24 protein-coding genes and 1 rRNA gene are annotated in these 23023 nt (G+C 48.4%); 7 read left to right on the top strand and 18 right to left on the bottom strand.

What is annotated here, in order from left to right; all coding sequences use genetic code 11:
* A 16S ribosomal RNA gene (locus tag M3630_RS11940) occupies window positions 1–121 on the bottom strand; the annotation flags it as partial.
* 412 nt (window positions 122–533) lie between these two features.
* On the opposite strand from M3630_RS11940, the gene M3630_RS11935 reads away from it, so the two are divergent.
* Window positions 534–815, top strand: a complete 282-nt coding sequence (locus M3630_RS11935) for a hypothetical protein (RefSeq protein ID WP_015892359.1) — start codon at window positions 534–536, stop codon at window positions 813–815.
* A 68-nt stretch (window positions 816–883) separates the two neighbouring features.
* On the opposite strand, the gene M3630_RS11930 is transcribed toward M3630_RS11935, so the two are convergent.
* Genes M3630_RS11930 through M3630_RS11920 form a run of 3 tightly spaced genes read right to left on the bottom strand, consistent with a single transcriptional unit; the run spans window position 884 to window position 4097 of the window.
* Window positions 884–1660: a fumarylacetoacetate hydrolase family protein gene (locus M3630_RS11930; RefSeq protein WP_251252225.1), complete on the bottom strand. Its 777-nt coding sequence runs from the start codon at window positions 1658–1660 to the stop codon at window positions 884–886.
* 42 nt (window positions 1661–1702) lie between these two features.
* Window positions 1703–2902, bottom strand: a complete 1200-nt coding sequence (thiI, locus tag M3630_RS11925) for a tRNA uracil 4-sulfurtransferase ThiI (protein WP_173612347.1) — start codon at window positions 2900–2902, stop codon at window positions 1703–1705.
* 25 nt (window positions 2903–2927) lie between these two features.
* The gene (locus tag M3630_RS11920; protein WP_237898908.1) at window positions 2928–4097 is read right to left on the bottom strand and encodes a cysteine desulfurase family protein; all 1170 of its coding nucleotides are present in this window, start codon (window positions 4095–4097) and stop codon (window positions 2928–2930) included.
* Window positions 4098–4373: 276 nt separating this feature from the next.
* Between M3630_RS11920 and M3630_RS11915 the strand changes: the two genes are divergently transcribed.
* Window positions 4374–4520, top strand: coding sequence for a hypothetical protein (locus M3630_RS11915; protein WP_232773860.1), 147 nt, complete (start codon window positions 4374–4376; stop codon window positions 4518–4520).
* Window positions 4521–4633: 113 nt separating this feature from the next.
* Here the strand turns inward: M3630_RS11915 and dapF are convergent, their stop codons facing one another.
* Window positions 4634–5494, bottom strand: a complete 861-nt coding sequence (dapF, locus tag M3630_RS11910) for a diaminopimelate epimerase (protein ID WP_251252224.1) — start codon at window positions 5492–5494, stop codon at window positions 4634–4636.
* 143 nt (window positions 5495–5637) lie between these two features.
* Here dapF and M3630_RS11905 point away from each other — a divergent pair, with 143 nt between their 5' ends.
* Window positions 5638–6168, top strand: coding sequence for a DUF84 family protein (locus M3630_RS11905; protein ID WP_173612350.1), 531 nt, complete (start codon window positions 5638–5640; stop codon window positions 6166–6168).
* Window positions 6169–6236: 68 nt separating this feature from the next.
* Here M3630_RS11905 and M3630_RS11900 read toward each other — a convergent pair whose 3' ends face one another.
* On the bottom strand, window positions 6237–6818 hold the full coding sequence (locus M3630_RS11900; protein WP_173612351.1) for a DUF1700 domain-containing protein: 582 nt from the start codon (window positions 6816–6818) through the stop codon (window positions 6237–6239).
* 97 nt (window positions 6819–6915) lie between these two features.
* On the opposite strand from M3630_RS11900, the gene M3630_RS11895 reads away from it, so the two are divergent.
* Window positions 6916–7506: a 5' nucleotidase, NT5C type gene (locus tag M3630_RS11895; RefSeq protein ID WP_173612352.1), complete on the top strand. Its 591-nt coding sequence runs from the start codon at window positions 6916–6918 to the stop codon at window positions 7504–7506.
* Between the two features lie 61 nt (window positions 7507–7567).
* Here M3630_RS11895 and M3630_RS11890 read toward each other — a convergent pair whose 3' ends face one another.
* Window positions 7568–7792 (bottom strand): DUF1540 domain-containing protein, encoded by a 225-nt coding sequence (locus M3630_RS11890; RefSeq protein WP_173612353.1) that lies wholly within the window; start codon window positions 7790–7792, stop codon window positions 7568–7570.
* Between the two features lie 100 nt (window positions 7793–7892).
* On the opposite strand from M3630_RS11890, the gene M3630_RS11885 reads away from it, so the two are divergent.
* Window positions 7893–8672 carry an SDR family NAD(P)-dependent oxidoreductase gene (locus tag M3630_RS11885; RefSeq protein ID WP_251252223.1) on the top strand — a complete coding sequence of 260 codons (780 nt, stop codon included), beginning with the start codon at window positions 7893–7895 and terminating at the stop codon, window positions 8670–8672.
* On the opposite strand, the gene M3630_RS11880 is transcribed toward M3630_RS11885, so the two are convergent.
* Window positions 8649–9905, bottom strand: a complete 1257-nt coding sequence (locus tag M3630_RS11880) for an MFS transporter (RefSeq protein ID WP_251252222.1) — start codon at window positions 9903–9905, stop codon at window positions 8649–8651. The genes M3630_RS11885 and M3630_RS11880 overlap by 24 nt on opposite strands.
* Window positions 9906–10044: 139 nt before the next feature.
* Window positions 10045–11262, bottom strand: a complete 1218-nt coding sequence (locus M3630_RS11875; RefSeq protein WP_251252221.1) for an MFS transporter — start codon at window positions 11260–11262, stop codon at window positions 10045–10047.
* Between the two features lie 158 nt (window positions 11263–11420).
* On the opposite strand from M3630_RS11875, the gene M3630_RS11870 reads away from it, so the two are divergent.
* Together M3630_RS11870 and M3630_RS11865 are read left to right on the top strand one after the other, a co-directional pair.
* A complete protein-coding gene (locus M3630_RS11870) occupies window positions 11421–12155 on the top strand; it encodes a transcriptional regulator (protein WP_251252220.1) in 735 nt (244 codons plus the stop codon).
* A 27-nt stretch (window positions 12156–12182) separates the two neighbouring features.
* Window positions 12183–12500: a hypothetical protein gene (locus M3630_RS11865; protein ID WP_251252219.1), complete on the top strand. Its 318-nt coding sequence runs from the start codon at window positions 12183–12185 to the stop codon at window positions 12498–12500.
* A gap of 73 nt (window positions 12501–12573) precedes the next feature.
* On the opposite strand, the gene M3630_RS11860 is transcribed toward M3630_RS11865, so the two are convergent.
* From M3630_RS11860 to M3630_RS11820, 9 genes are read right to left on the bottom strand one after another with little or no spacing between them, the layout of a single operon-like run.
* Window positions 12574–14010: a serine hydrolase gene (locus M3630_RS11860; protein ID WP_251252218.1), complete on the bottom strand. Its 1437-nt coding sequence runs from the start codon at window positions 14008–14010 to the stop codon at window positions 12574–12576.
* Between the two features lie 32 nt (window positions 14011–14042).
* Window positions 14043–15155, bottom strand: coding sequence for an o-succinylbenzoate synthase (gene menC, locus M3630_RS11855; RefSeq protein WP_173612360.1), 1113 nt, complete (start codon window positions 15153–15155; stop codon window positions 14043–14045).
* Entirely contained in the window at window positions 15136–16143 is a 1008-nt protein-coding gene (locus tag M3630_RS11850) for an ABC transporter ATP-binding protein (RefSeq protein WP_221868172.1), read from the bottom strand. Before M3630_RS11850 ends, menC begins: the two co-directional genes overlap by 20 nt.
* On the bottom strand, window positions 16140–17129 hold the full coding sequence (locus M3630_RS11845) for an ABC transporter ATP-binding protein (protein WP_088908700.1): 990 nt from the start codon (window positions 17127–17129) through the stop codon (window positions 16140–16142). The genes M3630_RS11850 and M3630_RS11845 overlap by 4 nt, the downstream gene beginning before the upstream one ends.
* A 23-nt stretch (window positions 17130–17152) precedes the next feature.
* The gene (locus M3630_RS11840; RefSeq protein WP_173612362.1) at window positions 17153–18007 is read right to left on the bottom strand and encodes an ABC transporter permease; all 855 of its coding nucleotides are present in this window, start codon (window positions 18005–18007) and stop codon (window positions 17153–17155) included.
* A 15-nt stretch (window positions 18008–18022) separates the two neighbouring features.
* Complete coding sequence (locus tag M3630_RS11835) at window positions 18023–18943, bottom strand: ABC transporter permease (protein WP_173612363.1); 921 nt, start codon at window positions 18941–18943, stop codon at window positions 18023–18025.
* 17 nt (window positions 18944–18960) lie between these two features.
* The gene (locus M3630_RS11830; protein WP_251252217.1) at window positions 18961–20559 is read right to left on the bottom strand and encodes an ABC transporter substrate-binding protein; all 1599 of its coding nucleotides are present in this window, start codon (window positions 20557–20559) and stop codon (window positions 18961–18963) included.
* Window positions 20560–20584: 25 nt separating this feature from the next.
* A complete protein-coding gene (locus M3630_RS11825) occupies window positions 20585–21463 on the bottom strand; it encodes a MurR/RpiR family transcriptional regulator (RefSeq protein ID WP_173612365.1) in 879 nt (292 codons plus the stop codon).
* Window positions 21464–22957: a M81 family metallopeptidase gene (locus M3630_RS11820; protein ID WP_232773852.1), complete on the bottom strand. Its 1494-nt coding sequence runs from the start codon at window positions 22955–22957 to the stop codon at window positions 21464–21466. It lies immediately after the preceding gene.
* Window positions 22958–23023 lie beyond the last annotated feature (66 nt).

The raw sequence follows: 23023 nt of genomic DNA, 5'->3' as shown, positions 1-23023 counted from the left end.
GGCAGGTTGCCTACGTGTTACTCACCCGTCCGCCGCTAGCCTCCGAAGAGACTCGCTCGACTTGCATGTATTAGGCACGCCGCCAGCGTTCGTCCTGAGCCAGGATCAAACTCTCCAATAAAGTTTGTTACTGGTTCAAAGCTGGCAAATCATTTAATGATAGACTCATTAACGCTTTCGCTGTTCAGTTTTCAAAGAGCAATTTGTTTCATTCGCCCGAAGGCGACTTTTCCATCTTATCATGTAGCAGCTGTTTTTTGCAAGAAGTTTTTTTAACCATTTCATTTGCTTCAGCAGCGACAAGATCTAATATAACAAAATCACCAGATATAAGTCAAGTATTTCTCTCACTTTTTTATTGATGATTTTTTATTTGTATTGATTGTTTCGAGCAGAATTTAAATATAAATGAAATAAGTAACGGAGTCAACAGGAAAAACGAATAGCGATTCTCTTTTTATTTCACACTATAAACGCTTGGCTTTTTAGCTCCATGCCCATGAAGCATCCAACAAATAAATGGCGGTGTTACTATGGATCCAAAACCAACCTATGAAGAATACGAAAACGATCATTACAGTGAATTATCTACCGTAGAGTCACAACGCAATGAAATCCTTCAGGAAGAATTCCCTGAGGGGCCATTTGGAGCAGCCACGAACGAAGCTCGCTTAGGGAAAGCAACAGGCTGGGAGCCGGGACAGCATTCCACCACCACTCGATTCACTTACGAAACAAGGCTAATGCATCAAGACCTTCCTAGACAAGACCCATCCGCGCACCCCATTCATGATGACCCGAACGAAGAAGAATAAAATAAAAAAACCAAGCCCCCACTTCAAACAAGCAGGGGGCTTGGTCGATCTTATCAAAGAATGTACGACTACTCCTCAGCCACTACATGAGTCGTTAAGGTTCCGATCCCTTCAATGGTTACCGAAACTTCATCACCCGGAACAAGCTCACCTACACCAGATGGCGTCCCGGTTAAAATAACATCGCCGGGACGAAGCGTCATGACCGCTGTCACAGCCTCGATCAACTGCGGAATCGAAAAAATCAATTGGTCTGTGCGAGCATCCTGACGAACTTCCCCGTTTACTCGTGTCACGATACGCAAATTATGATAATCAAGTTTGGCTGCAATAGCAGGTCCAAGCGGACAAAACGTATCAAAGCCTTTTGCCCGAGTCCATTGCCCATCGCTCATCTGCAGATCACGAGCGGTCACATCAATCGCACAAGTGAATCCCAAAATATAATCGTCTGCATCCGCAGCCTTGATCTTCTTGGCCTCTTTCTTAATCACCACGGCGAGTTCGCCTTCATAATGAAGGTTCTGCGTCAGCTTTGGATAGACGATAGGCTCGCCAGGTCCAATGACTGTTGTTGATGGCTTCAAAAACATCAGCGGTTCTTTTGGCAGGTCAATCCCCATCTCAGCCGCATGGTCCCGGTAATTCAATCCGATGCATACGACCTTGCTTGGATCACTTGGCGCCTTTAACGTGACCTCATCCAAAGGCAGCTCAAGGCCCGTCATGATCGGTTTTGCCGTATGGATTTTGTATATGTCCCCTTCAATCACGCGTACTTTGCGATCCTCTTCCACCATCCAGCCATGCTTCACCTTACCATTGCGCTCATAACGGATTATCATGGTTCCTTCTCCCCCGTGTCGCGAGTTTCTCTATACTTGTAGTTAGAACAAGTCGGTTGTCGTTTCTTTTGGCTTCGTTGTAATCTCTTCGATTTCAGTTCGCGCTACAGCATCCTCCACTAACGCTTCTACATCCAGCGCTTCCTCAAATTTTGCAGCGAGGCGAGGCTTCGGTCGCGTTACAGGATTTTTCGGTGTAAACACTGTGCAGCAGTCTTCATACGGCAAAATCGAAAGCTCGTACGTATCGATTTGGCGAGAAATGTCCACGATGTCTACCTTGTCCATGGCGACGAGCGGTCGCAGGATTGGAATTGAAATCACCTTGTTGATCGTGTCCATGCTTTCCAAAGTTTGCGATGCGACTTGACCGAGGCTTTCTCCTGTTGCGAGTGCCTTGGCATTGGTATTTTCCGCAACACGCTCCGAAATGCGCATCATGAAGCGACGCATGATGGTGATCAAATAGTCTTCTGGACATTTTTCACGAATGGCGGTCTGAATCTCGGTAAACGGTACGACGTGGAGACGAACAGTTCCTCCCCATTTCGTCAGCTTATGAGCCAAATCACGTACTTTTTGCAAAGCGCGCTCGCTCGTAAACGGATAGCTGTGGAAGTGGATCGCTTCAAGCGTCACACCACGCTTCAGCATCATCCAACCTGCTACGGGACTGTCGATACCCCCAGATAGAAGCAGCAGTACTTTTCCGCTCACCCCAACTGGCAAGCCACCAGGTCCCTGGATGGTTTCACAGCTAAGGTAAGTACCCTCTGTGCGAATTTCTACATTCACGATGGTGTCCGGCTCATGCAAGTCTACACTGATAGCTGGCAGTGCGCGCAGGATATGCGTTGCTACCATTCGATTGACTTCCATAGAAGGAATCGGATAGCGTTTATCAGCCCGGCGGGAAACCACGCGGAACGTACGCGGCTGTGGATTTAATTGACGGACCATCTCCAGTGCTTTTTCCTTGATTGTTTCAATATCAGGATCTACCTGGATCGTCGGACTAAAGGAAGAAATACCAAAAACGCGCTTCAAACGCTCCATAACCGCATAGGCGTCCTCGCCATGCAGCTCCACATACATCCGGCCGTAATTGCGTCGAACTTTTACTTTAAAAAACGAGCGCAGTACGTTTCTCACACTCTTTACAAGGGCTTCTTCGAATTGATCCCGGTTTTTCCCTTTAAGCGCCAACTCACCATAACGAATTAAAATAACATCGTAGTTCATGTTTATCTCCTTTTAGTTGTCCACACTATTTTCTATGAGCGGGGGCAGGTTGTTGTTTGATATAAGTACGAAGCACACTGACGCATTCCTCTAGTGCCTTCAAAAACTGCTGAATGTCCTCCGCTGTATTTTCTCGGCCCAGACTAATCCTCAGAGACGACAGCGCGCAATCCCGCTCGATGCCAATCGCAGTCAGAACTCTGCTCGGCTCATTGACTTTGGATGAGCACGCCGACTTGGTGGATATCAGAAAGCCTTTTTCCTCCAAAGCATGCAACAGGACTTCCGCTTTTACTCCTGGTACTGACAAATTCATAATATGGGGAGCCGTATTCGCTTCCGGGGTATTCACAATGCAACCTTCAATCGTTGCAATCCCTTCACGAAGCTGTTGATTCAATTTTTGCAGCCTGATCATTTCGACGCTACCCAGTTCTTCTAAAATCCGGATTGCTTTTGCCATACCGGCGATGGCTGGGAGGTTTTCCGTTCCTGAGCGAACACCGCCTTCTTGACCGCCACCCATCATCAATGGGTGAATGATCAAGCCTTCTCGTTTATACAAAATGCCGACTCCTCTAGGACCGTAAAACTTGTGCGCAGAGACACTCAACAGATCAATCCCTGAATCCTTGATGCGCAAAGGAACTTTCCCAATTCCTTGGACAGCATCGACGTGAAACAGAACTTTCGGGAATTGCTTTAACCATTGTCCGATTTCCAAGATCGGTTGAATGGTTCCCAACTCGTTGTTCACATGCATGACCGAAACGAGAATCGTATCCGGACGCATTGCCTTTTGAACAGCTTCTACCGACACGCGACCTTCACGATCTACCGGCAAATACGTCACAGCAAATCCCAGACCTTCCAACTGCTTGCAAACATCATAAACAGCCGGATGCTCTACCTGCGTCGTAATAATATGTTTCCCTCTGTTTTGATATTGAAAGGCTACGCCCTTGATCGCCGTATTATTGCTCTCCGTACCACCTGAAGTAAAAATAACTTCACTTTCTTTACAGCCTAAGTACTGAGCGGCAACCTTTCGCGCCTGCTTCAGTACATTTTCCGCCTCTACGCCTTTTTGATGCAAAGAAGACGGGTTTCCATAGTAGCTTTCCATCGCGCGTCTAACGGTTTCAATCACTTGAGGATGAGGCCGGGTAGTCGCACTGTTGTCCAAGTAAATCACCAGTACACACCTTCCTAAGGGCAAAAGGCCCGAATACTACGCTTCATCATAACATGACTTTTCGTAAAGAACATACAAAGTATTACACTTCTCGGCCTTATTTTTCCCAGAGTGCCTTGCTCTCAAAAGACCAAATCAGACAATCTGAACAACCGTTCACAGACTATTCACGGATAAAGCGCTTACATCCAGATATAGGCTATTTACATTGTTTTGGCCTTTCGTTAGAATAGTCAATAAATTTAGATAAAAAACAACAACAAGGAGAGAACCACCATGACAGCACAAGCTATGCAAGAAGAAATCAAGAAGATGGAAGCCGAATTGAAAAGACTGCAAGCAGAACTTACGAAGATGAACAAGAATACCCCTCAATACGACAGTACGGAAGTCGCATACCTAAATGAGGTGTACAACGCGTGACACTTATTCGAATTCGATAGCGTGGTGACGGCATGTAGGATTGGCCGTGACCACGCTATTTTTTGTAAAAAACCGCTCCTGTCGGTTGCGACGGAACGGTTTTGGATTTGCTGTTATTTAAAAGGGATCTCCCCCAAATACACACCAGAAAAAACTTCAGTTGCCGGGCCCGTCATATAGACGCGGTTATCCGCTTCCTTCCATTCAATAAAGAGATCGCCTCCTGCCAGGTGGACAGTGACTTTTCTACCGGTCTTCCCGCTCAAGTGGGCAGCTACTGCAGCAGCGCAAGCTCCCGTCCCACAGGCAAGCGTTACACCTGATCCCCTCTCCCATACACGGAAAAGAATTTCCTCGTGATTCAAAATTTGGATAAATTCGACGTTGGTTCGCTCTGGAAACCATTCGTGATACTCGATCAATGGTCCGTAGTGACGAACATCTTCTTCCTTCACTTCATCCACGAAAAGGATGGCATGGGGATTGCCCATCGAAACAGCCGTCATCGTAAACGCCGTTCCACCGACCTCGATCACCTCTTCTCGCACTTGCTCCTCAGGAATGCCTGTCATCGGAATTGCTGCTCGCTCAAAATGAGGCTCCCCCATATCGATCGTTACTTGATCGACCTTACCATCTGCTCCTAGCGATACAACAGGAGTGACGGTCCCTCCCAACGTCTCCACGGTAAACGTTGTTTGCTCTGTCAAACCGTGATCGTATACGTATTTGCTCACACAGCGCAAGCCGTTTCCGCAGTTTTTTGCTTCGCTGCCATCATTGTTAAAGACCCGCATGCGAAAATCAGCTCGCTCCGATGGCATAATGAGGATCAGTCCATCGCCCCCAATGCCAAAATTCCGATCGCTCACCCTTCTAGCCAATTCGGGTAAATCTACACGCGACAAGTCTTCCTCAAAACAGTTGACGTAAACGTAATCATTCCCCAAGCCATGCAGCTTTGTAAATTTCATCGTCCACTCCTCTTTCTCTTTCGTATGCTGAGTCTGACTATTATCTATGCCTATTATCTTAACACAACCTAGAGAATCGCGGTCGAATCAAAAGGTGGTATACTACCACTAGCATCGATGATGGAAAGAGGTGGAACAAGCCGTTGGATTATCATATTTTCCGCTATGCACTCGGAACGAAAAATGAAGCTAAGCGTCTCGCTGTGCAAAAAGCAACCGGAACGGAGCCTTTCTGCATATCCGTCCCCTCGGGCGTATCGGCTCAGCCGATGAGTGAAGAAGAGACGATTACAGGAGCGATCAATCGAGCAAAAGCTGCACGTAGTCAAACCCCAGAAGCAGACATTGGGCTAGGCTTGGAAGGCGGACTTATGTACGATGAGCGTTTTACAAAGCAGTGGTATTTGATTTCCATCTGCGCAGCCTGGAATGGAAGTGAGCTATTTATTGGTAAGGGGTTGGCTTTTCCTATCCCGAATCAAGCCGTTCACCGAATCCAGCAGGAGCAAATTGAGCTCAGTACCATCATTGATGAATGGGGGAAAACCGTTGGCAGTAATCATCGTGGCGGCGCCTATTCTCTTTTAACGGATAATCGCGTACGTCGTTCCGATGTGTTTTGTGACGCCGTGATCGCAGCCATTACGCCTTTTGTTTCCTCTTTGTACAAATAGCAGTAGCGCAGCATAAAAAACCCTCTCCGGCTTTGAACGAACTGGAGAGGGTTTGCGGTTTGATGCTTTTAGCGAGCCGTATAATACGGGTAGATGACTAATGCGCCCAAAATGGCAACAGCACCTATGATCATCGCCCAAACTCCCAGCGTCTTCGAGTTGCGTCGATACGCCAGATAGCCAAGCACCATACCAATTGGAGCCACCAAGTACGGCATGAGAAACAGGGACAGGATCGATAAGCCCAAGCCAGTCATCCCGATACCGCTGGCCCCTTTTTCCCGGTTATCCTCGTCTGTGTCGATCTCACTGGCAGCACGACTGGTCGGAAACGGCTCGGCGATTTCTGCCGCCGCCTCGATGTCGTCATCTCTGACTTTGGCAACCGGTGAACGGTCTTCTTTTGTCAAAACAACGCCATCCAAGCGCTCCGAAAAGTCCTTTCTCTCCTCATCCAGCTCGCCTGTATAGCGCTCTGTCAAAGAGTGGGGGTCGTAGTGAACCCTGCGCCTAGACCGATTTTCCTCTTCGTCAAAGACGGCCTGTGTCCAAGTATTCGCTGCAAACTCCCTGTCGTGCTGATCAACCGTCTCGGAAAAACCGGTGTCTTCCTTCCGCTTCGCATCATTACGTTCATGTCGATCCAACATAGCATGCTCAGCCCCTTTTTTGGTAAAGGATTAATTAAGTGAAGGAAGTAGCCTTATTGTCTGCCTACGTTGTACAATTTAAACGGGAGGCGAGAGAATGAAACCAGACAAAATCCTAACCATTGGCATTGATATTGACGGTACAGTCACATCACCTAGCAGTATTGTTCCGTTGATGAATGAGAGCTTTGGAAGAGATTTACGATATGAAGATTGTGTGGAGTACAATTTAGCCAACGTGTATCAAATCACGGACGCAGAGTTTGAAATGTGGCTGGATCAAAATGGGGAGCGCCTTTATGATGGTGCGCCTGTTCATGGAATTGCCGATCAGGTTTTGCGCGATTGGTTTTCCTCCCACAAGCTGGTATATATAAGTGCTCGTGAGGATCGTCACCGCGATGTGACCTTACAATGGTTTGCTCGCTACAATATCCCTCATCATGAAGTGGATTTGATTGGGAGCCACGACAAGCTGTCAGCTGCACGCAAGTGGGGTGTGGATCTCTTTTTGGAGGATCGTCTGGAGAACGCTTTGCAATTGTCAGAAGCACTGCAAATTCCCGTGTTCTTGTTTGACACTCCGTATAACCAAGCTTCCCTACCTCCGCTCGTCCATCGAGTCACTTCTTGGGAAGAAGTTGCCCAAAAAGTCAACGAGCTTTTTCCGGCTAAGACAAGCGTATAGGTTGAATAGCAAAAAGACGTATCACCATTAAGGGATACGTCCTTTTTGCGCCGAAGCCGCGTTATTTCTTTTCGGATGTCCTCGGCTTAAACGTCAGACAACAGGTCTCAGACGAAGTGGAAGCCTGATCCTTATGCTGCGTATTTTGACCATACTCACCTGCAAACTCTTCTTTCAAGTTAACAGTTGCGTGTGCGTCAATCTCCACCATGATTTCTTCGGCGCTGCAAAGATTGCCCTTCGCCCAGTACTCACAGTTTGCAACAGAACATTTTACTGCTGGCATGTGCATTCACCCCCTAGAGGCTAGCCTTCACATCAACTTAGGGGCTTATACTTTGCCATTTACAATGGAAACAAACTCTACAAGGAAAGAAGAGAATGACATGTCGACTGCCCGTATTGTCATCATCACCGGAGCTTCTGGTGGCCTTGGTCTAGCTTTGACACGACTCCATTTGGAAAAAGGAGACTGTGTCATTGCCACAAGCCGGAAAACGATTACCCAGGAACTCGTTTCGTTACAAAAAGTTTATCCTGATCGTCTCCATCATTACCCGTTAGACGTCAGCAGCAACGAAGACATTCGGCAGTTCGCTGCATGGGTGCACATCCGCTTCGAACGTTGCGATTTTCTTTACAACAATGCCGGGATGGCCGTCTTTGAACCACTGATCGAAATGCGCGTAGAGGAGCTGGAAGAAACACTGCGAACAAATATTTCCGGTGTTCTTTACACGACCCGTGCCTTTTTGCCGATGATGCTCCAACAAAAGCAAGGTCATATTATTACGGTTGCCTCCCTCGCTGGACAAGTTGCAACAGCCAAAGCTGCAGTATATGCAGCCAGCAAAGCAGCCGTCATCCGCTTTAGTGAAGGATTGCGCCACGAGCTGCAAGGCAGTGGTATCGCTGTAACGTGTGCGATGCCAGGGCCGATCGACACACCCTTTTTAGATAAGGCAGACAAAACGGGCAGCTATCGTAGCAAAGTGAATCGGTATTTGCTGACACCGGAACAAACGGCAAAGGCTATTTATCGAGCGGCGAAAGCAAAGCGTCCGGAGGTTGCCATGCCATTTCGTCTTCATGCGCTCTCCCGCATCTACTTCTTAATGCCTCAGTGGCTAAAACAACTCGTCTCACCGCTCCTCAACAGGAAGTGACGAGGAATCCTCCAAGTTTTTCAATGCCCCGAATGCAAGGAGACCGAAAATGATACATACGGCTGCTCCGGCTCCAATGATCCCTTGAACGCCCAGAAAAGGGATGAGGAAGCCGGAGACAGCCGCTCCCGCCGGCATCCCTGTCCCCGTAATTGTGCGAACGCTGGTTAATACCCTCCCCAAGAGAGCATCGGGCACCTGCTTTTGCAGATAACTTCTGTACATGATGTTATAGGGAGCAAAGCAAAAGCCCGCCACAGCTATCGAAGCCATTGCGATCTCCAGCCTTGAGAACAAAGCGATTGGCAATGTGGTCAATCCCCACGTCACAATAATTCCTGCCAGCGTCGACCCCAACGGAAGTTTCCACGTAACCGTCGAAAAAAAGAGTGAGCCTAGTAAAGCCCCAACTGCCAAAGAAGACCACAGCATCCCTAACGCAACAGATCCTCCTGCCAAATCCTGATTCGCATACAGGGGTAGTGCAATTTCAATGGGGCCATACGACATGTTAAATAAAAACGTAAAGAAAACAAGAATGATCAATTGCTTGCGTCCAAATATGTAGCGATACCCTGTTCGCATGTCACTCAAGAGAGAACGCACGAACACTCCCATTTGACCTTTTACAATCGCTGCCGGATTCGCACTTTTCGTAAGCTCACGCGGCAGCCGGGAGAAGCAGAATGCACATACGAAAAAGCTGGCCGCATCAATCAACAGAACATAAGCTTCCCCAATCAACCCGATTAAAACACCCGCGAGTGCCGGTCCAAACATATAAACAATTTGCCATTGCGTTTCCATCACGCCATTCGCTTTGACCAATTGATTTTTGTCCCAGACGATTCTCGGCAACAAAGTCTGCGCCCCAGCAGTGCTCAACGGAGAAAGGATTCCTGCAATCACAATTAGTATGTATATCACAAATAGTGGAACCTGATCGACCTGCAATAATGCGACCAGCGCTATAAAAATAAGCCCTCGCGCCACATTGTCCATCATGATGAGCTTGCGTCGATCAAATCGATCCAGCAAAACTCCCGCTACTAAACCAGCAAAAACAGCAGGGAGCATATACGCAAGAACAACCCCACCCATCGCAGCAGGTGAGCCTGTTTTATTCATGACAAACCACGTCAAGCCCATCCAGCCAAACTGATCCCCCAGACTAGATAAGAACATCCCCATCCAATACCAGCGAAATGAACGCTGCCGCCATAATTCCTTCATGCTGCATCTTCCTTTTTCTCTATTTTCCATTCATTGTATATTCAGGTTCATACTTTTTCAATAATTATATTTATTAAATTAAAAAGTTTTATTTCGTATATAAAAGAACCTCTGCTCCAAATCAGCAGAGGAACCTCTCCTATGTCATCACTGAACGTCTGCGATCTTTTTGCAACTTACGACGGCTCCAAAGCCACAGAAGTCCTGCTGCTACCCCAAAGAAGCCAAGCCACACGGAGACAGCAGCACTGCCGACCTGCTCCGCACTGAATCCGAGAATCAAGCAGCTCGCAGAAAAGCTCCCCATGGTCGCCATTTCCCGAATGGAAAAAACGCGAGCCAAATAAGCAGGATCAGAGAGTCGTTGTAACTTTGTCACAGACAATATCGATGAGCTAAACTGAGCCGTTGATGCAAACAGGATGGCGATCGCCATTCCAAGTAGTGGTTTTGCATGAAACACGGCGATAATTGAGCATCCCATCGCTACGAGTGCCCATCCTTGGACACGCCATGTTGCTTTTTCACTCAGACTATCAGACAGCTTGTTCACAGCAATCCCAGCGATCACACCTCCGAGTCCCAACGGAATATCCAAGAGTCCGAATACATACAAGCCCTCTCCCCGCTCCGTAAGAACATAGTACATCAGCATAATGTAATAGGCGCCACACACCCGTTCCGCCATCTGATAGCCGATGACACTGGCAATTTCCCGATGTTTGCCGATATAGCGGAAGCCCTCATTTAGCCTTTCCATAAAAGGTACAACCGCTTTCGAATCAACAGAATTGGCGATATGCGGGAGCGGCAGCAAGACGAACAGCGACAACAAATAACAGGCGGCATCGAGCAAAAAGTTGTAACGATACGAGAACAAGTAAACCAGAACTGCTGCCATACCCTGACAAACAATAATGAGAAACGAAGTCGTCCCCTGTAAAAGGGAATTGGCAGCCAGTCTGTCCTTTTCCTCCACGGATTGTACGATCGCTACTTGCATGGCTGGTTGGAAAAAAGCACTGCAAATATTAACCAGGATCAATAACAAAAAAGCCACCCATAAGTAGGTCGCAGAAGTGATGAAGAAAAACAAACTGACGAGTATGCCCCGAAGCAGATTGACGACAATCATGACCCTCCGTTTATCCCAATTCTCCACAAGTGTCCCTGCGAAAAAGCTGGCAAATACATAGGGGATCATGCGAAACACAGTACCTGCCGCAAAGGAAAGACCCGATCCACTTAAATCATGTAATAGTCCAACGACCGCAATAAATGTAAATTCATTTCCGATGATGTGTACAATGTGGGCCGTATACAAACGGCGAAAGACGGGATGTTGTAAGATCGCCACAGGAATACATCCTCTCACCGTTTTTAATATTGTAGCATTTGTCGAAAAATAGGCGCAATTCATTCTTGCGAAACGGATCGTTTTGTTTTTACAATACGTTCAAATAAAATTGAACGTCTAAAAAAAATATCCACGTTCAGCGAAAGAGGTTGATCGACTTGAAACGATACGTAGTTGTGGAAACTTTGGATCAATTAAAAGCTGTCAGCGATTCCTTGCGCCTACAGATCATCACGATGCTGGTCAAGGAGGAATACACAGGCAAGCAGCTCGCTACCCTTCTCTCCCTTTCTCCCTCTAAAGTGCGTTATCACCTAAAGGAATTAGAAAGCCACGGCTTCGTTGAAGTCGTGCGTACGGAAGAAAAGAACGGGATCGTGCAAAAGTTTTATCGGGCTGTTGCTTACGACTTCAAAGTAAGTGATGATTTGCTGCCCTCCCTGCGCGAAGACAGTATCCTGTTGCAGGAAACGATGCTAAATCACCTGCGCTCCAGTATGAATCGCCTGTATAACGCACCAGACGAGTCATTCATGCTCTTTTCGGATCAAGAGGATCGTCCTCCTGCAATTGCAGTTAACTCCGAAGTAAAAGCACCTCGGAAAGAAATATTTGCTTGGCTCAATAAATATAAGGCTTTACTTGAGGAGCTATCGGAAATGGAAGATCGTTACTTGGAGAGGATTGCTGCTGGAGAAGAGGAGGATACGGTTGAAAACTTTTACATGGTCACGGTCGGGTTCATGACGAATGAACGCTACTACGTCGCAGAAGACGATTCCTTACCTGATAACTCTGAGCACCAACCATCTGAATTCAAGCATATCACTGGCAAGATTGTGGTGAAGAAAAAGAAGGAGGGGAATGGAGATGAGTACGCTGGCAACAAATAATTCCCTTTGGAAAAATGGATCGTCGGAATGGCACTCAGTATGACGAATATTCCGTTCATCACCTACATTCAAAGTATCGTCCCTGCCAACATGCTCGGTCGTGTCATGTCATTGCTTTCCCTGATGTCCGTCGGCTTCGGGCCTGTTAGCTATGCACTGTGCTCCTTTCTTCTCGCCAAAAACATCGCAACACCGGGGCTTCTATTGTTCTTTGGCGGTATCATATTTGCAAGTATCAGCCTTGGCCTGTTCTTTTTCCGCTCGTTTCGCCAAATGGAGCAGCATCCGAACTGGAAACGACCTATGGTAGAGGAGCAGCAACTTTCTGCCACCCTTTCATCGTAACGCCTCTCCTATATAAATAGAAAGAACGCGCACCACGCAAGCATGAGCTCTTGCAGGTACGCGTTTTGCTTTATTATACAGTTTGTTCTTTTTCGGCAAAGACCTTTATTAGCTGACGAGCGCCAAAGCCCATCCGCGTAACTACTCCTGCCTCATCGCGGACGAAGCGGATAAACGCATCCGTTTCTCCCCGCTTCATGACGAAGCTGTCTTCTCCCACTGAACGCAGTGGAATATTCGTTCCATTACTCTTGGCTACCAGCTCGTTCTCTTCGATTTCTACCGATACAGTCGCCCCTTCAGACGAGCGGTACTCCCCTGTAAATGCAGCGAGTGCATCTACAGAAATTTCATAATCCGGATATTGGAACGGCACTGTATTCGAAGAGTGTCCATTAGTTGCGTTTAAAATGCCATGCATCAAATCGGCCATTGGCCCGCCATCTGTGTTCATCAGTACGGCTCCTGTCAGGCCCCGCTCCGGTAAAACAAAAATTTGTGCCGCAACTCCCTTGATCGCTCCACCATGCTCAATGAGTGTTCCATCATGGCAATTGGCTACAAACAATCCATAGCCGTATGCTTGAAACGGCGAAATCGAGAAATGAGGCGCCGTCATGGCCTGCACACTCTCAGGTGAGAGCAAGCGATTCTCGCCCACCATTCCACCCGTTCTAAAAATTTCCGTATAGCGCAATAGATCGTGAATGGTTGATTTCAGAAAGCCAGCTGCCCGCATCGATGGTGAATCCCACCAGGAAGGGGAACGGTAAACCTCACCGCCATCCTTTGGGCTTTTTCGGGTGAATAGCGTAGCCACCTCTGCTTCCTCTGGCAAATCTTCGACGAGAAAAGCACTGTTCTTCATCCCGGCAGGCTCCAAAATATGGTCCTTCACAAACTGCTCGTAAGATATTCCGCTCACTCGTTCAATAATCAGTCCGAGCATGGCGTAACTGTCGTTGGAGTAGCTAAATTCCGTTCCAGGCGCACCTAGAAACTCGTAATTCAGCTTGCCGATATAGGTCATGAATTCTTCTTTTGTATTGATCTCTTCCACTTTATCGAGATCAAAAGCAAGACCGGAGCTAGAGGACAGGTCATCCCCTCCCTCTACAATGCTTCTTTTCATTGCACCCGCTAATGTATCCAAAGGAGGAAAACCTGCGGTATGTGTCATCAAATGATGAATCGTGATCTCCCGGGTATAAGCTTCATTGGGTGTACGGAGCTCAGGGAGATACTTGATGACCGGATCATGAACGGATAGCTTTCCTGCGTCCTGAAGCTGCATGATGGCTACACATGTAAAGGACTTGGTCACAGAACCGATGCCAAACACCGTATCAGCGGTTAATGCTCTTGCGTCTTCTGTGTTGTCTGCCAAACCGAAGCCATGGAAATACCTCAGCTCTCCTTGCTCTGCCAATCCGACTGCTGTTCCTGTTACTTTTGCCTCTGCAAGCAGCTTTTGCGCGTATTCCTCAAACGACTGTACCCAATCCGCCATGTTCCTTCTCCCCTTTTTCATTAAGCTTTGGTTTAAGGCCGGAAGTTTGCCGTGCGAATCACATAGTTGCCGATCGCCTTTTGGTTCAGGGTATAACCGATACCCGGGCTATCTGGAACTGCCAATTGACCGGGAGCCATCAGCTCTACACCATTCTCGACGATGTCTTCCTCCCAGTAACGGCTGGAGGCGGCTGTATCACCTGGGATCGTAAAATTCGGCAATGAAGTAATCGCAATGTTGTGCGCGCGGCCAACACCCGACTCAATCATGCCTCCGCACCAAACCGGAATGCCGTGTGCCTGGCACAAGTCGTGAATGCGCTTGGACTCTGTCAGTCCACCGACCCTCCCCACCTTGATATTAATAATGCCGCAGCTGCCTAGCTCTATCGCTTTTCTGGCATCATCCACATTGTGAATACTTTCATCGAGGCAGATTGGTGTGGACAGCTCCCTTTGCAGCTTGGCATGATCAATAATATCGTCATGAGCGAGTGGCTGTTCGATCATCATCAGCCCATATTGATCCAGCTCCTTCATCACATCCAGATGCTCCATTGTGTAAGCGGAGTTCGCATCTGCCATCAACGGGACACCCTCGCCAAAGCGTTCGCGGATTGCTCGAACCACCTCTACGTCAAAGCCCGGCTTGATCTTTACCTTGATTTTTTTGTAGCCCTCACCGAGATGGCGCTCTACTTTTGCCAAAACTTGCTCGACAGTCGGTTCGATACCGATGCTGATCCCAACGTCGATGACAGATTTCTCTCCTCCTAATGCTTTGGCGAGAGAGATTCCTTTTTGTTTACTGTAGAGATCCCAGATTGCGCCTTCTAAAGCCGCCTTCGCCATGTTATTGCGGCGAATCGGGGCAAACAGCCGATCCACATCCTCAGGGGTCTCGATCTCATTCGTGAACAGCTTCGGTATCATAAACTTTTCCATCATGTGCCATGCTGTCTCTGTCGTTTCTTCACTATAATAAGGGGCTGACATCGCCACACTTTCCGCGTGCCCTACCTCTCCCTCTCCATACACACTAACCAAAATGAGCTCCTTGATGGTCGTATATCCAAAGCTCGTTTCAAAACGGAAACGAAGTGGCATGTGTAGTTGCTGCAATTCAATTCGTTCGATTTTCAATGTACTTCATCCCTTCTGTTCCATATAAATGACATGCGACATAATGTTGCGGCGAAGCTAATGTAGCGACAGGACGCACTGTACGGCAAATTTCCGTGGCATATGAGCACCTGGTATGGAACGCACACCCTACGGGAACGTTGGCCGGAGAGGGAACATCCCCAGAAAGAACGATTCGCTCCTTCTTCCGAAACGGATTCGCTTTGGGAACCGCTGACATGAGCGCTTCTGTGTACGGATGTAACGGTCGCGTAAACAAATCCTTTTTGCTGGCGATTTCGACGATTCGTCCGAGATACATCACCGCAATTCTGTCACTGATGTGGCGAACAACACCTAGATCGTGTGAAATAAACAAATAGCTCAAACCTAGACGTTGCTGCAAATCCTGCAAAAGATTCACGATCTGCGCCTGAATGGAGACGTCAAGTGCTGAGACCGGCTCATCGGCTACGATTAATGAAGGTTCCACTGCCAGTGCGCGAGCGATCCCGATCCGCTGCCGCTGCCCACCGCTAAACTCATGGGGAAAGCGAGTAGCGTATTGAGCATTCAGCCCGACCATTTGAAGCAGTTCCTTTACTTGATCGCGCCTTTCTTTCGCCGACATCTGCGGATTTTTGACGCCTAACGCTTCCTCCAAAGCCCCTTGTACAGTCATTCGTGGATTTAACGACGCATACGGGTCCTGAAACACGATTTGCATTCGTTTGCGGAGTGGACGAAAACGTGCAGCCGACATCTCTGAAATGTTTTGCCCTTCAAATTCAATCGTTCCACTCGTCGGCTCAATGAGTCGCATGATACTGCGACCAGTCGTTGACTTGCCACAGCCGCTCTCTCCTACCAGCCCAAGTGTTTCTCCTTTGCGCAACTGGAAAGAAACCCCATCGACTGCCTTGATCACTTCGTCGCTATTGCGAAACAATCCTTTGCTAATGGGAAAATACGTCTTTAAATCGTTTACCGATAACAAGATATCCCTCATACCGCCATCTCCTTGTTCTCGTACAGCCAGCATCGAACGGCCTGTGTGCCTGTGCCCGTTGCCATCAGCGGCGGTTTTTCTTGGTAACATCGCTCCTCGGCCTGTGAGCAGCGGAAGCGGAATGCACACCCTTGTGTCACTTCACCCAGCAGCGGGACACTGCCTTCAATCGGATCAAGGCGAAGCTTCTCCTCCTCATCCAGATCGGGGATGCAGCGTAAAAGCCCAATCGTATACGGATGCTTCGGATGCGAAAACAGACTGGCAACATCAGCTTCCTCTACGATCTCCCCGTAGTACATCACAAGCACACGATCAGCCATTTCAGCCACGACACCCAAGTCATGCGTAATGAGCAGCAGAGAGGTATGATCGTTTTCCTTCAGATCGTTCATCAGTTCCAAAATTTGCGCTTGAATGGTCACATCCAGCGCGGTGGTCGGCTCGTCCGCGATCAATAAATCGGGGTTGCAAGCCATCGCCATCGCAATCATGACACGCTGCTTCATCCCACCTGATAGCTGATGGGGATATTCCCGCATGATGTCTTCTGCCCTCGGCACGCCAACTTTTTTGAGCATCTCAATCGCTTTTGCTTGGCGTTCTTTTTTCGATAAATCGGTATGCAGCTGATACACTTCCTCTAGCTGTCGGCCAATCGTATGCACCGGATTGAGCGACGTCATCGGCTCCTGAAATATCATCGCGATATCTTTTCCGCGAATGTTGCGAAGTTCACCGGTACTCAACTGGTTCAATAAGATATCACGAAATCGAATGCTTCCCTCCATCTGTGCATTCGCCCGGGACAAGAGTCCCATAATCGCCAAGGACGTCACGCTTTTACCGCAGCCAGACTCGCCTACCAACGCTACCGTCTCACCTTTTTTCAGTTGAAAGGAAATGCCTTGCAGCGCTGGCAGCTCGCCCTTGTCCGTCTTAAACTGCAGACGCAAATCCTTTACTTCCAAAAGTACCTCTTTCATCAGCTCGTGCCCCCCTTCATCCATTACCTCGTTTTCGGGTCGAATGCATCCCGTAATCCGTCACCTAACAGATTGAAGCCAAGGACAACCAGCATGATGGCCAATCCAGGAAAAATGGACATCCACCAGGCCTGACTCAAGAATGCCTTGCCGACAAAAACCATGGCTCCCCACTCAGGCATCGGCGGTTGCGCGCCCAGTCCGAGAAAACTCAAGGCCGCAGCTGCTAAAATACTCACACCGAATTGAATGGTGGAAAGCACGATGATCGGGGAGAGAATATTGGGTAAAACGTGTTTCAGCAAAATCTGCCAGTCCCTGATCCCCAGAGCGCGAACAGCCTCAATATACTCTTTTTCCCTTATGGATAAGACCGCAGAGCGAACGACCCGCACATAGGATGGAATAACGGCAATGACTACCGCGATCATGGCATTCGTTAAACCTGGACCCAAGACCGCAATGACAGCAATCGCCAGAAGCAGTGCAGGAAGTGACATGAGAATATCCATGCCCTGCATGATAAACAGATCCACACGACGATAATAGCCAGCGATAATCCCGAGCGTAACTCCGATCAAGGTAGAAAGCACAACTGTTATCAAACCCATCAGCAAGGAAATTCGCCCCCCGTGCAACAGACGGGAAAAAATATCTCTGCCGAAATCATCCGTTCCGAGAAGATGAGTCAAATTCGGAGCGCTTAATCGGCTATTAAAGTTCATTTGTTCGACAGGATGAGGGGCAATGACTGGCGCAAGAAGCGATCCCAGTGTAAAGACGATCAAGATAACCACACCCGCCATTGCTGTCTTATTGCGCCTCAGGCGTTTGCCCATCCCTCCCCAATACGACTCCGGACGATTACTGTTCACCATCTATCCGCTCCTTCCTTAGTCGAAATGGATTCGCGGATCAATCCGGCTGTAAATCAGATCCACGATCAAATTGGTTAAGGCAAAAATCAACGCCATGAAAAACACCATGCCCTGTATGGTCGGCATATCCCGTTTACTGATCGCCTCAATCGCCAGACTGCCGATCCCTTGCAGAGAAAACACGGTTTCCACCACCACAGCTCCAGCCATGAGCGCACCGAACTGCAAGCCTAACATCGTGACAACAGGAATAATGGCATTCGGCAGACCATGGCTCAAAATGACTCGGAAAAGCGCCGCCCCTTTAGCCTCGGCTGTCCGCATGTAATCCTGCCTGATGACTTCCAGCATGCTGGAGCGGGTCATTCGGGCGATCATCCCCGCTTCCGCCAAACCCAACGTGATCGCTGGCAGCAGCAGGGAGTGAATCCCCTCATAGCCGGAAATCGGAAACAAGGCCAGCTTGTAAGCAAAAATCCAGATGAGAAACAAGGCAATCCAGAAGCCGGGTGCCGAAATACCGAGTAACGAGGCAAGCACCACAAGCCGATCGATGATGGTGTTTTGCTTGACAGCAGCAATCGTGCCCAACAAAATACCGAATATTGCGGCAATGATTACACTAAGAATGGCAAGCTGCATGGTGATCGGGAAACGGTTCATAATCTGATCCCATACCTTTTCACCAGTGAATAACGATGTTCCCAAATCGCCAGCGAACAGGTTTCCGACAAACCGCAAGTACTGCTGCCACAGTGGTTGGTCAAGACCAAGCTTCGCTCTCATTTGACTGATAGCCTCTGGTGTCGCAAACTGTCCGAGTATTTGTGTTGCGGGATCGCCCGGAATGAGATGCACCATCAAGAAGATCAGGACGGATACGCCAAGCAGTGTACCCACCAGGGAAAGTAATCTTTTTATTACATATCGGCGCATGCCTTCACCTCCGTTGTCTATTTTTCGAGCGTGACATCATGCAACGTAATGCCTTGCGTGTACGGATTGACCGTAAAGCCTTTGACGCCGCGTGTGGCTATCACCGTTTCACTTACCCATAAAGGGACCCACGGCAAATCATTTACCAAAATCTCCTGTGCCTCTTCGTAAATCTTGAGACGCGCCTGCTCATTCATTTCCAAACGTCCTTTATTCAGTAAAACATCCAACTCAGGGTTGTTGTAATGAGTACGGCTTGTTGAATTGCTCTTTTCAAAAATGAGGTACAAGATATCCGCATCAAACCAGCCGTAGTACATCAACGCCATGTCATACGACTTTTTCGAAATACGCTCTTTGATGGTTGTCATTTCTTGCACGCTGATTTTCATATCAATACCCGCTTCTTTCAGCTGGCTCTGCAAAATCTGCACCGCTCGCTGAAATGCTGGCTCTTGAGAGACGAGCATTTCTAAAGACAACGGTTTCCCGTCCTTATCTACGATGCCATCCCCATTACTGTCCGTCCAGCCTGCTTCCGCTAGCAACTGCCTGGCTTTGCCTAAATCTCTCGTATATAACTGCTTCGCCTTGCTTTCAATCGCTTCACTGTAGCCATAAATCGTGGGTGCCAAAGGACCATAGACCGGCTTGCCGAAGCCGTTCAACGCTACCTGAACAAGTGGATCGCGATCTACGGAGAGGGCTACTGCTTTGCGCAGACGGACATCTGAAAACAACGGGTGCTTATTGTTCAATGCGATGTATTTGTTTCCAATGTCCATCACTTTCTCAATCTTGACTCCGGGCAGTGTCTCCAGCTCCGCAACCGAGTTCGGTGGCGCATCATACAACACATGAACCGTACCCTTTTTGAATTCCATCAGGCGTGTATCGTCGTCTTTCATAAACCGGAACATCATGCTGTCGAATTGCAGAGGACCTTTGTTGGCAGCGTACTCCGGTCCCCAGTTATAATCTGGATTTTTCTTGTAGGTGAGCGAAGCACCCCGCTCGCGTTTGTCAAAAATGATCGGTCCCGTTGCAGATGGGTTATCTGCGAAGCCATCCCCTAATTCTTTTGCCTTTTTGGCGTCAAGAGGCGAGACTAATCCACCGACAATGACGTTAACAAACGGAGCAAACGGTTGGCTAAAATGCACCTTGAGCGTATGTTCGTCTGTTGCTTCCACTTTTTCAATTGGACCTGCAAGCCCCTTCACAGGCGAAATGGCGAGCAAACGGTCAAAGGAATCTTTTACGGATGCTGCCGTCATTGGATCGCCAGAGTGATAGCGGACATCTTTGCGGAGGATGAATGTCCAAACCTTGCCGTCCTGCGAGATTTCGTACTTCTCTGCCAAACCCGGATGAAGTTTGCCTGTTGCATCACGGGTCAATAGAGGCTCGTATATTAAACTGTTTTCCATACTCAGCCAGCTCGTTTTGTGCATATCAAGCGAGTCTGGGTCCGTCAAGGAAGCGATGACTAATGTGTTCCCTTTGGCCGCCGTGTCATTCCCCGTTTGATTGGTCGGCTGTGAGGAGCAGCCTGCAATCAACGCCGTTGCCACAAATACACTCATGGCCCCTTGCTTCCACTTGTGAATTTTCATTTCCCGTCCCCCTTATCAATTGCCGTTACACTTCGGTCCCTTCCGCAAACGGGTATATTTGTCGACTTGTCTCTTCGTATTCTTTCAGTCTTTGTTGTACCTGTTCTCCATCAGCCTGAACCACACCACTGATCAAAATATTCAGCATGGAAAAGATCGCCGTCATTCCTTTTAAAGCAGTAGGAGCAGGTGCGCTGACTTTTAAAATTTGATCGGCTACCGGCCCAATAGGAGATAGCTCATCGTCTGTAATCCCGATGATTTTGGCGCCTCTCTCTTTGGCTGCTTTTGCAAACAGAATCGTTTCACTCGTATAGCGGGGGAAGGAGAGTGCGATCACGAGCCACTCCTGATTGATCTGGGTCAACAGATAGTTGACGTCATCAACTGGCCCATTGTACAGATGCGCGTTTCCTCTGACGACATTCAATGTAAAGGCGAGCCAATGGGCTGGAGCATAGGAGCTGCGAAACCCTACAACGAGAATGTGTTTGGCTGCCATAATACTTGAAACCGCTTGCAAAAGATGGTTCTTTTGCAACTCCCCTAACGTTTGCCGAATATACGCAACATCCTGTTCCATGTTATAAGAAATCAGATCTTGTTTTCCCTTCATCTCAACAGCCGCTGTTCGGAAACTGTGGATGGCATCAGCTTTTGGGACTTTTTCCAATAAGGAGCTGCGAATCTCATTTTGCAATTCGCTGTACCCGGAGTAGGCGAGAGCATAGGATAGTCGGATGATTGTCGTTTCGCTTGTGCCGCTCAATGCCCCAACAACTTTGGCTGGTTGCAGTGCAACGGTCTTCGGCTCGGCGAGAATATATTTGGCTGCTAGTTTTTGTTGGTTGGTCAATTCCGGATAATGCTTGCGGATGCGCTCCTGTACGGATTCCATGATCATCTACTTCCTTGTCAATTGATGTAGGTTCCACTCTGTGGCTGGGTCTAACGGATAAATCGGACGAATGGCGCGCTCGTATTTGAAGAAGCGGAAGTTGAGCGTCGTCAATCCCGGCGAATCGACGGTAATAACGCGTGCGCTAATCGGTTCGAAGGATGCCCGGAAGTGTGTGCTTGATTTCAAGGCCACGATCTTGTATTTGGTCACATCAATTCCGTGCAACAGAAAAATTTGCTCATCCAGCACTTGCGATTTCACGGAGCAAACCAGTACATCAACCCCGTCAATTTGCAAACGAACGGACTTGCCAAAATTCTCATGGCCCCCTTGCCCCATCGGCGTTGTCGCAATGAATTTTCCATCTGTCAAAGCTTTGACGTAGGCTGTTACTTCAAGCGGTTCTCCATGCAAGTAGTCTGTCTTTCCACCCAGTGATAGTTGTATGGTAGCACCTACTCCTGCCTGATGGGCAATCTGGACTACTTCGGGATCGTAAATAAAACCAAAGCATGCATTCGTCAGCTTGGCTTCCAGCATCGCCCGCAGCAAATGCGTTCCGTCTCCGGGTGTGCCTCCGCCAGGATTATCTGAGGTCTCATTGATTACGATGGGCATGCCTTCCGTTTGCAGTGCCATCGCAATTCCCTCGGCAGGCGTGGGCATGTTCAGCTCGAATTCATCCCGCTTTTCCCAAATCAGACTGGCGACATCCTCGCTCACTTTTTTGGCGAGCTCCTGATCGTTATTCGTAACGCTCAAAACGGAGACGCCCAACTCAGGAATGTCTGTGTACGGAAAACCGTGGAAGAATGCACAGTCGATGACGCCTTCTTCCTTTTCCCACGCCCAGCAGGCTTCGTTTATTTCACGTGCTGGGGAATGATGAGTAGCCGATGTAGGAATCAATAATGGCAGTCGGGTCAAATGCATGGTCGGCTTGATACCTTCTGTAACCATCTTATGCGCAAGGTCGATTGCTTCAATACCACGTTCATAGCAATCCACATGCGGGTAGAGGTGAACACCCAGGAGCGCATCGGCCTCATCCACCATTTTTTGTGTCATGTTTGCATGGAGGTCGAGCGTAACAATTAAGGGAATGTCATAACCGACCAACTGACGCACTGATGCCAGAATGTCCCCCTCCAGATCATCTATTCCTTCTACAACCCCCGCTCCGTGAAGCCCCAGACAAATGGCATCTGCACCTTCTGTCGCAGCAATTGTGTCAAGAAGCTCCTTTTTAATCCGGTCATACGCTTCTCGCACAATCGTCCCCGCTGGATACGTAAAGGTGAGAAAGGTCGGCAAAAGCTCGATGCCCAGCTCTTCGGCGCGATCCACCATCCCTCCAGGAAAGTTGCGAACGCCCCGATTGCGATTCACAATCGTTTCATGATAATCCCACTCATAGCTTTGAAACATCTCGAGCGTCGTGGGCACATTGGAAAACGTATTCGTTTCATGCGCAATCCCACCAATTATCACCTTCATTCTTAGACCCTCCATCCGCTTTTGAAGTATGAACTTTAATTTTTGAATTTTTTGAAGTTTAAACCT

Origin of the sequence: Brevibacillus sp. MER 51, assembly GCF_023714195.1 — a bacterium.
Lineage (GTDB): Bacteria > Bacillota > Bacilli > Brevibacillales > Brevibacillaceae > Brevibacillus.
The sequence above is the reverse complement of the archived record's forward strand: the minus strand, read 5'-3'. Positions and strand labels throughout refer to the sequence as shown.

Coding starts and splice junctions, on each gene's coding strand:
- M3630_RS11895 (WP_173612352.1), top strand. CDS start 6,916: ATGAAACCAGACAAAATCCTAACCATTGGCATTGATATTGACGGTACA.
- M3630_RS11840 (WP_173612362.1), bottom strand. CDS start 18,007: ATGGTGAACAGTAATCGTCCGGAGTCGTATTGGGGAGGGATGGGCAAA.
- M3630_RS11820 (WP_232773852.1), bottom strand. CDS start 22,957: ATGAAGGTGATAATTGGTGGGATTGCGCATGAAACGAATACGTTTTCC.
- M3630_RS11860 (WP_251252218.1), bottom strand. CDS start 14,010: ATGGCGGATTGGGTACAGTCGTTTGAGGAATACGCGCAAAAGCTGCTT.
- thiI (WP_173612347.1), bottom strand. CDS start 2,902: ATGAACTACGATGTTATTTTAATTCGTTATGGTGAGTTGGCGCTTAAA.
- M3630_RS11890 (WP_173612353.1), bottom strand. CDS start 7,792: ATGCCAGCAGTAAAATGTTCTGTTGCAAACTGTGAGTACTGGGCGAAG.
- M3630_RS11935 (WP_015892359.1), top strand. CDS start 534: ATGGATCCAAAACCAACCTATGAAGAATACGAAAACGATCATTACAGT.
- M3630_RS11915 (WP_232773860.1), top strand. CDS start 4,374: ATGACAGCACAAGCTATGCAAGAAGAAATCAAGAAGATGGAAGCCGAA.
- M3630_RS11835 (WP_173612363.1), bottom strand. CDS start 18,943: ATGCGCCGATATGTAATAAAAAGATTACTTTCCCTGGTGGGTACACTG.
- M3630_RS11885 (WP_251252223.1), top strand. CDS start 7,893: ATGTCGACTGCCCGTATTGTCATCATCACCGGAGCTTCTGGTGGCCTT.
- M3630_RS11865 (WP_251252219.1), top strand. CDS start 12,183: ATGGCACTCAGTATGACGAATATTCCGTTCATCACCTACATTCAAAGT.
- M3630_RS11900 (WP_173612351.1), bottom strand. CDS start 6,818: ATGTTGGATCGACATGAACGTAATGATGCGAAGCGGAAGGAAGACACC.
- dapF (WP_251252224.1), bottom strand. CDS start 5,494: ATGAAATTTACAAAGCTGCATGGCTTGGGGAATGATTACGTTTACGTC.
- M3630_RS11880 (WP_251252222.1), bottom strand. CDS start 9,905: ATGAAGGAATTATGGCGGCAGCGTTCATTTCGCTGGTATTGGATGGGG.
- M3630_RS11830 (WP_251252217.1), bottom strand. CDS start 20,559: ATGAAAATTCACAAGTGGAAGCAAGGGGCCATGAGTGTATTTGTGGCA.
- M3630_RS11850 (WP_221868172.1), bottom strand. CDS start 16,143: ATGAGGGATATCTTGTTATCGGTAAACGATTTAAAGACGTATTTTCCC.
- M3630_RS11825 (WP_173612365.1), bottom strand. CDS start 21,463: ATGATCATGGAATCCGTACAGGAGCGCATCCGCAAGCATTATCCGGAA.
- M3630_RS11845 (WP_088908700.1), bottom strand. CDS start 17,129: ATGAAAGAGGTACTTTTGGAAGTAAAGGATTTGCGTCTGCAGTTTAAG.
- M3630_RS11930 (WP_251252225.1), bottom strand. CDS start 1,660: ATGATAATCCGTTATGAGCGCAATGGTAAGGTGAAGCATGGCTGGATG.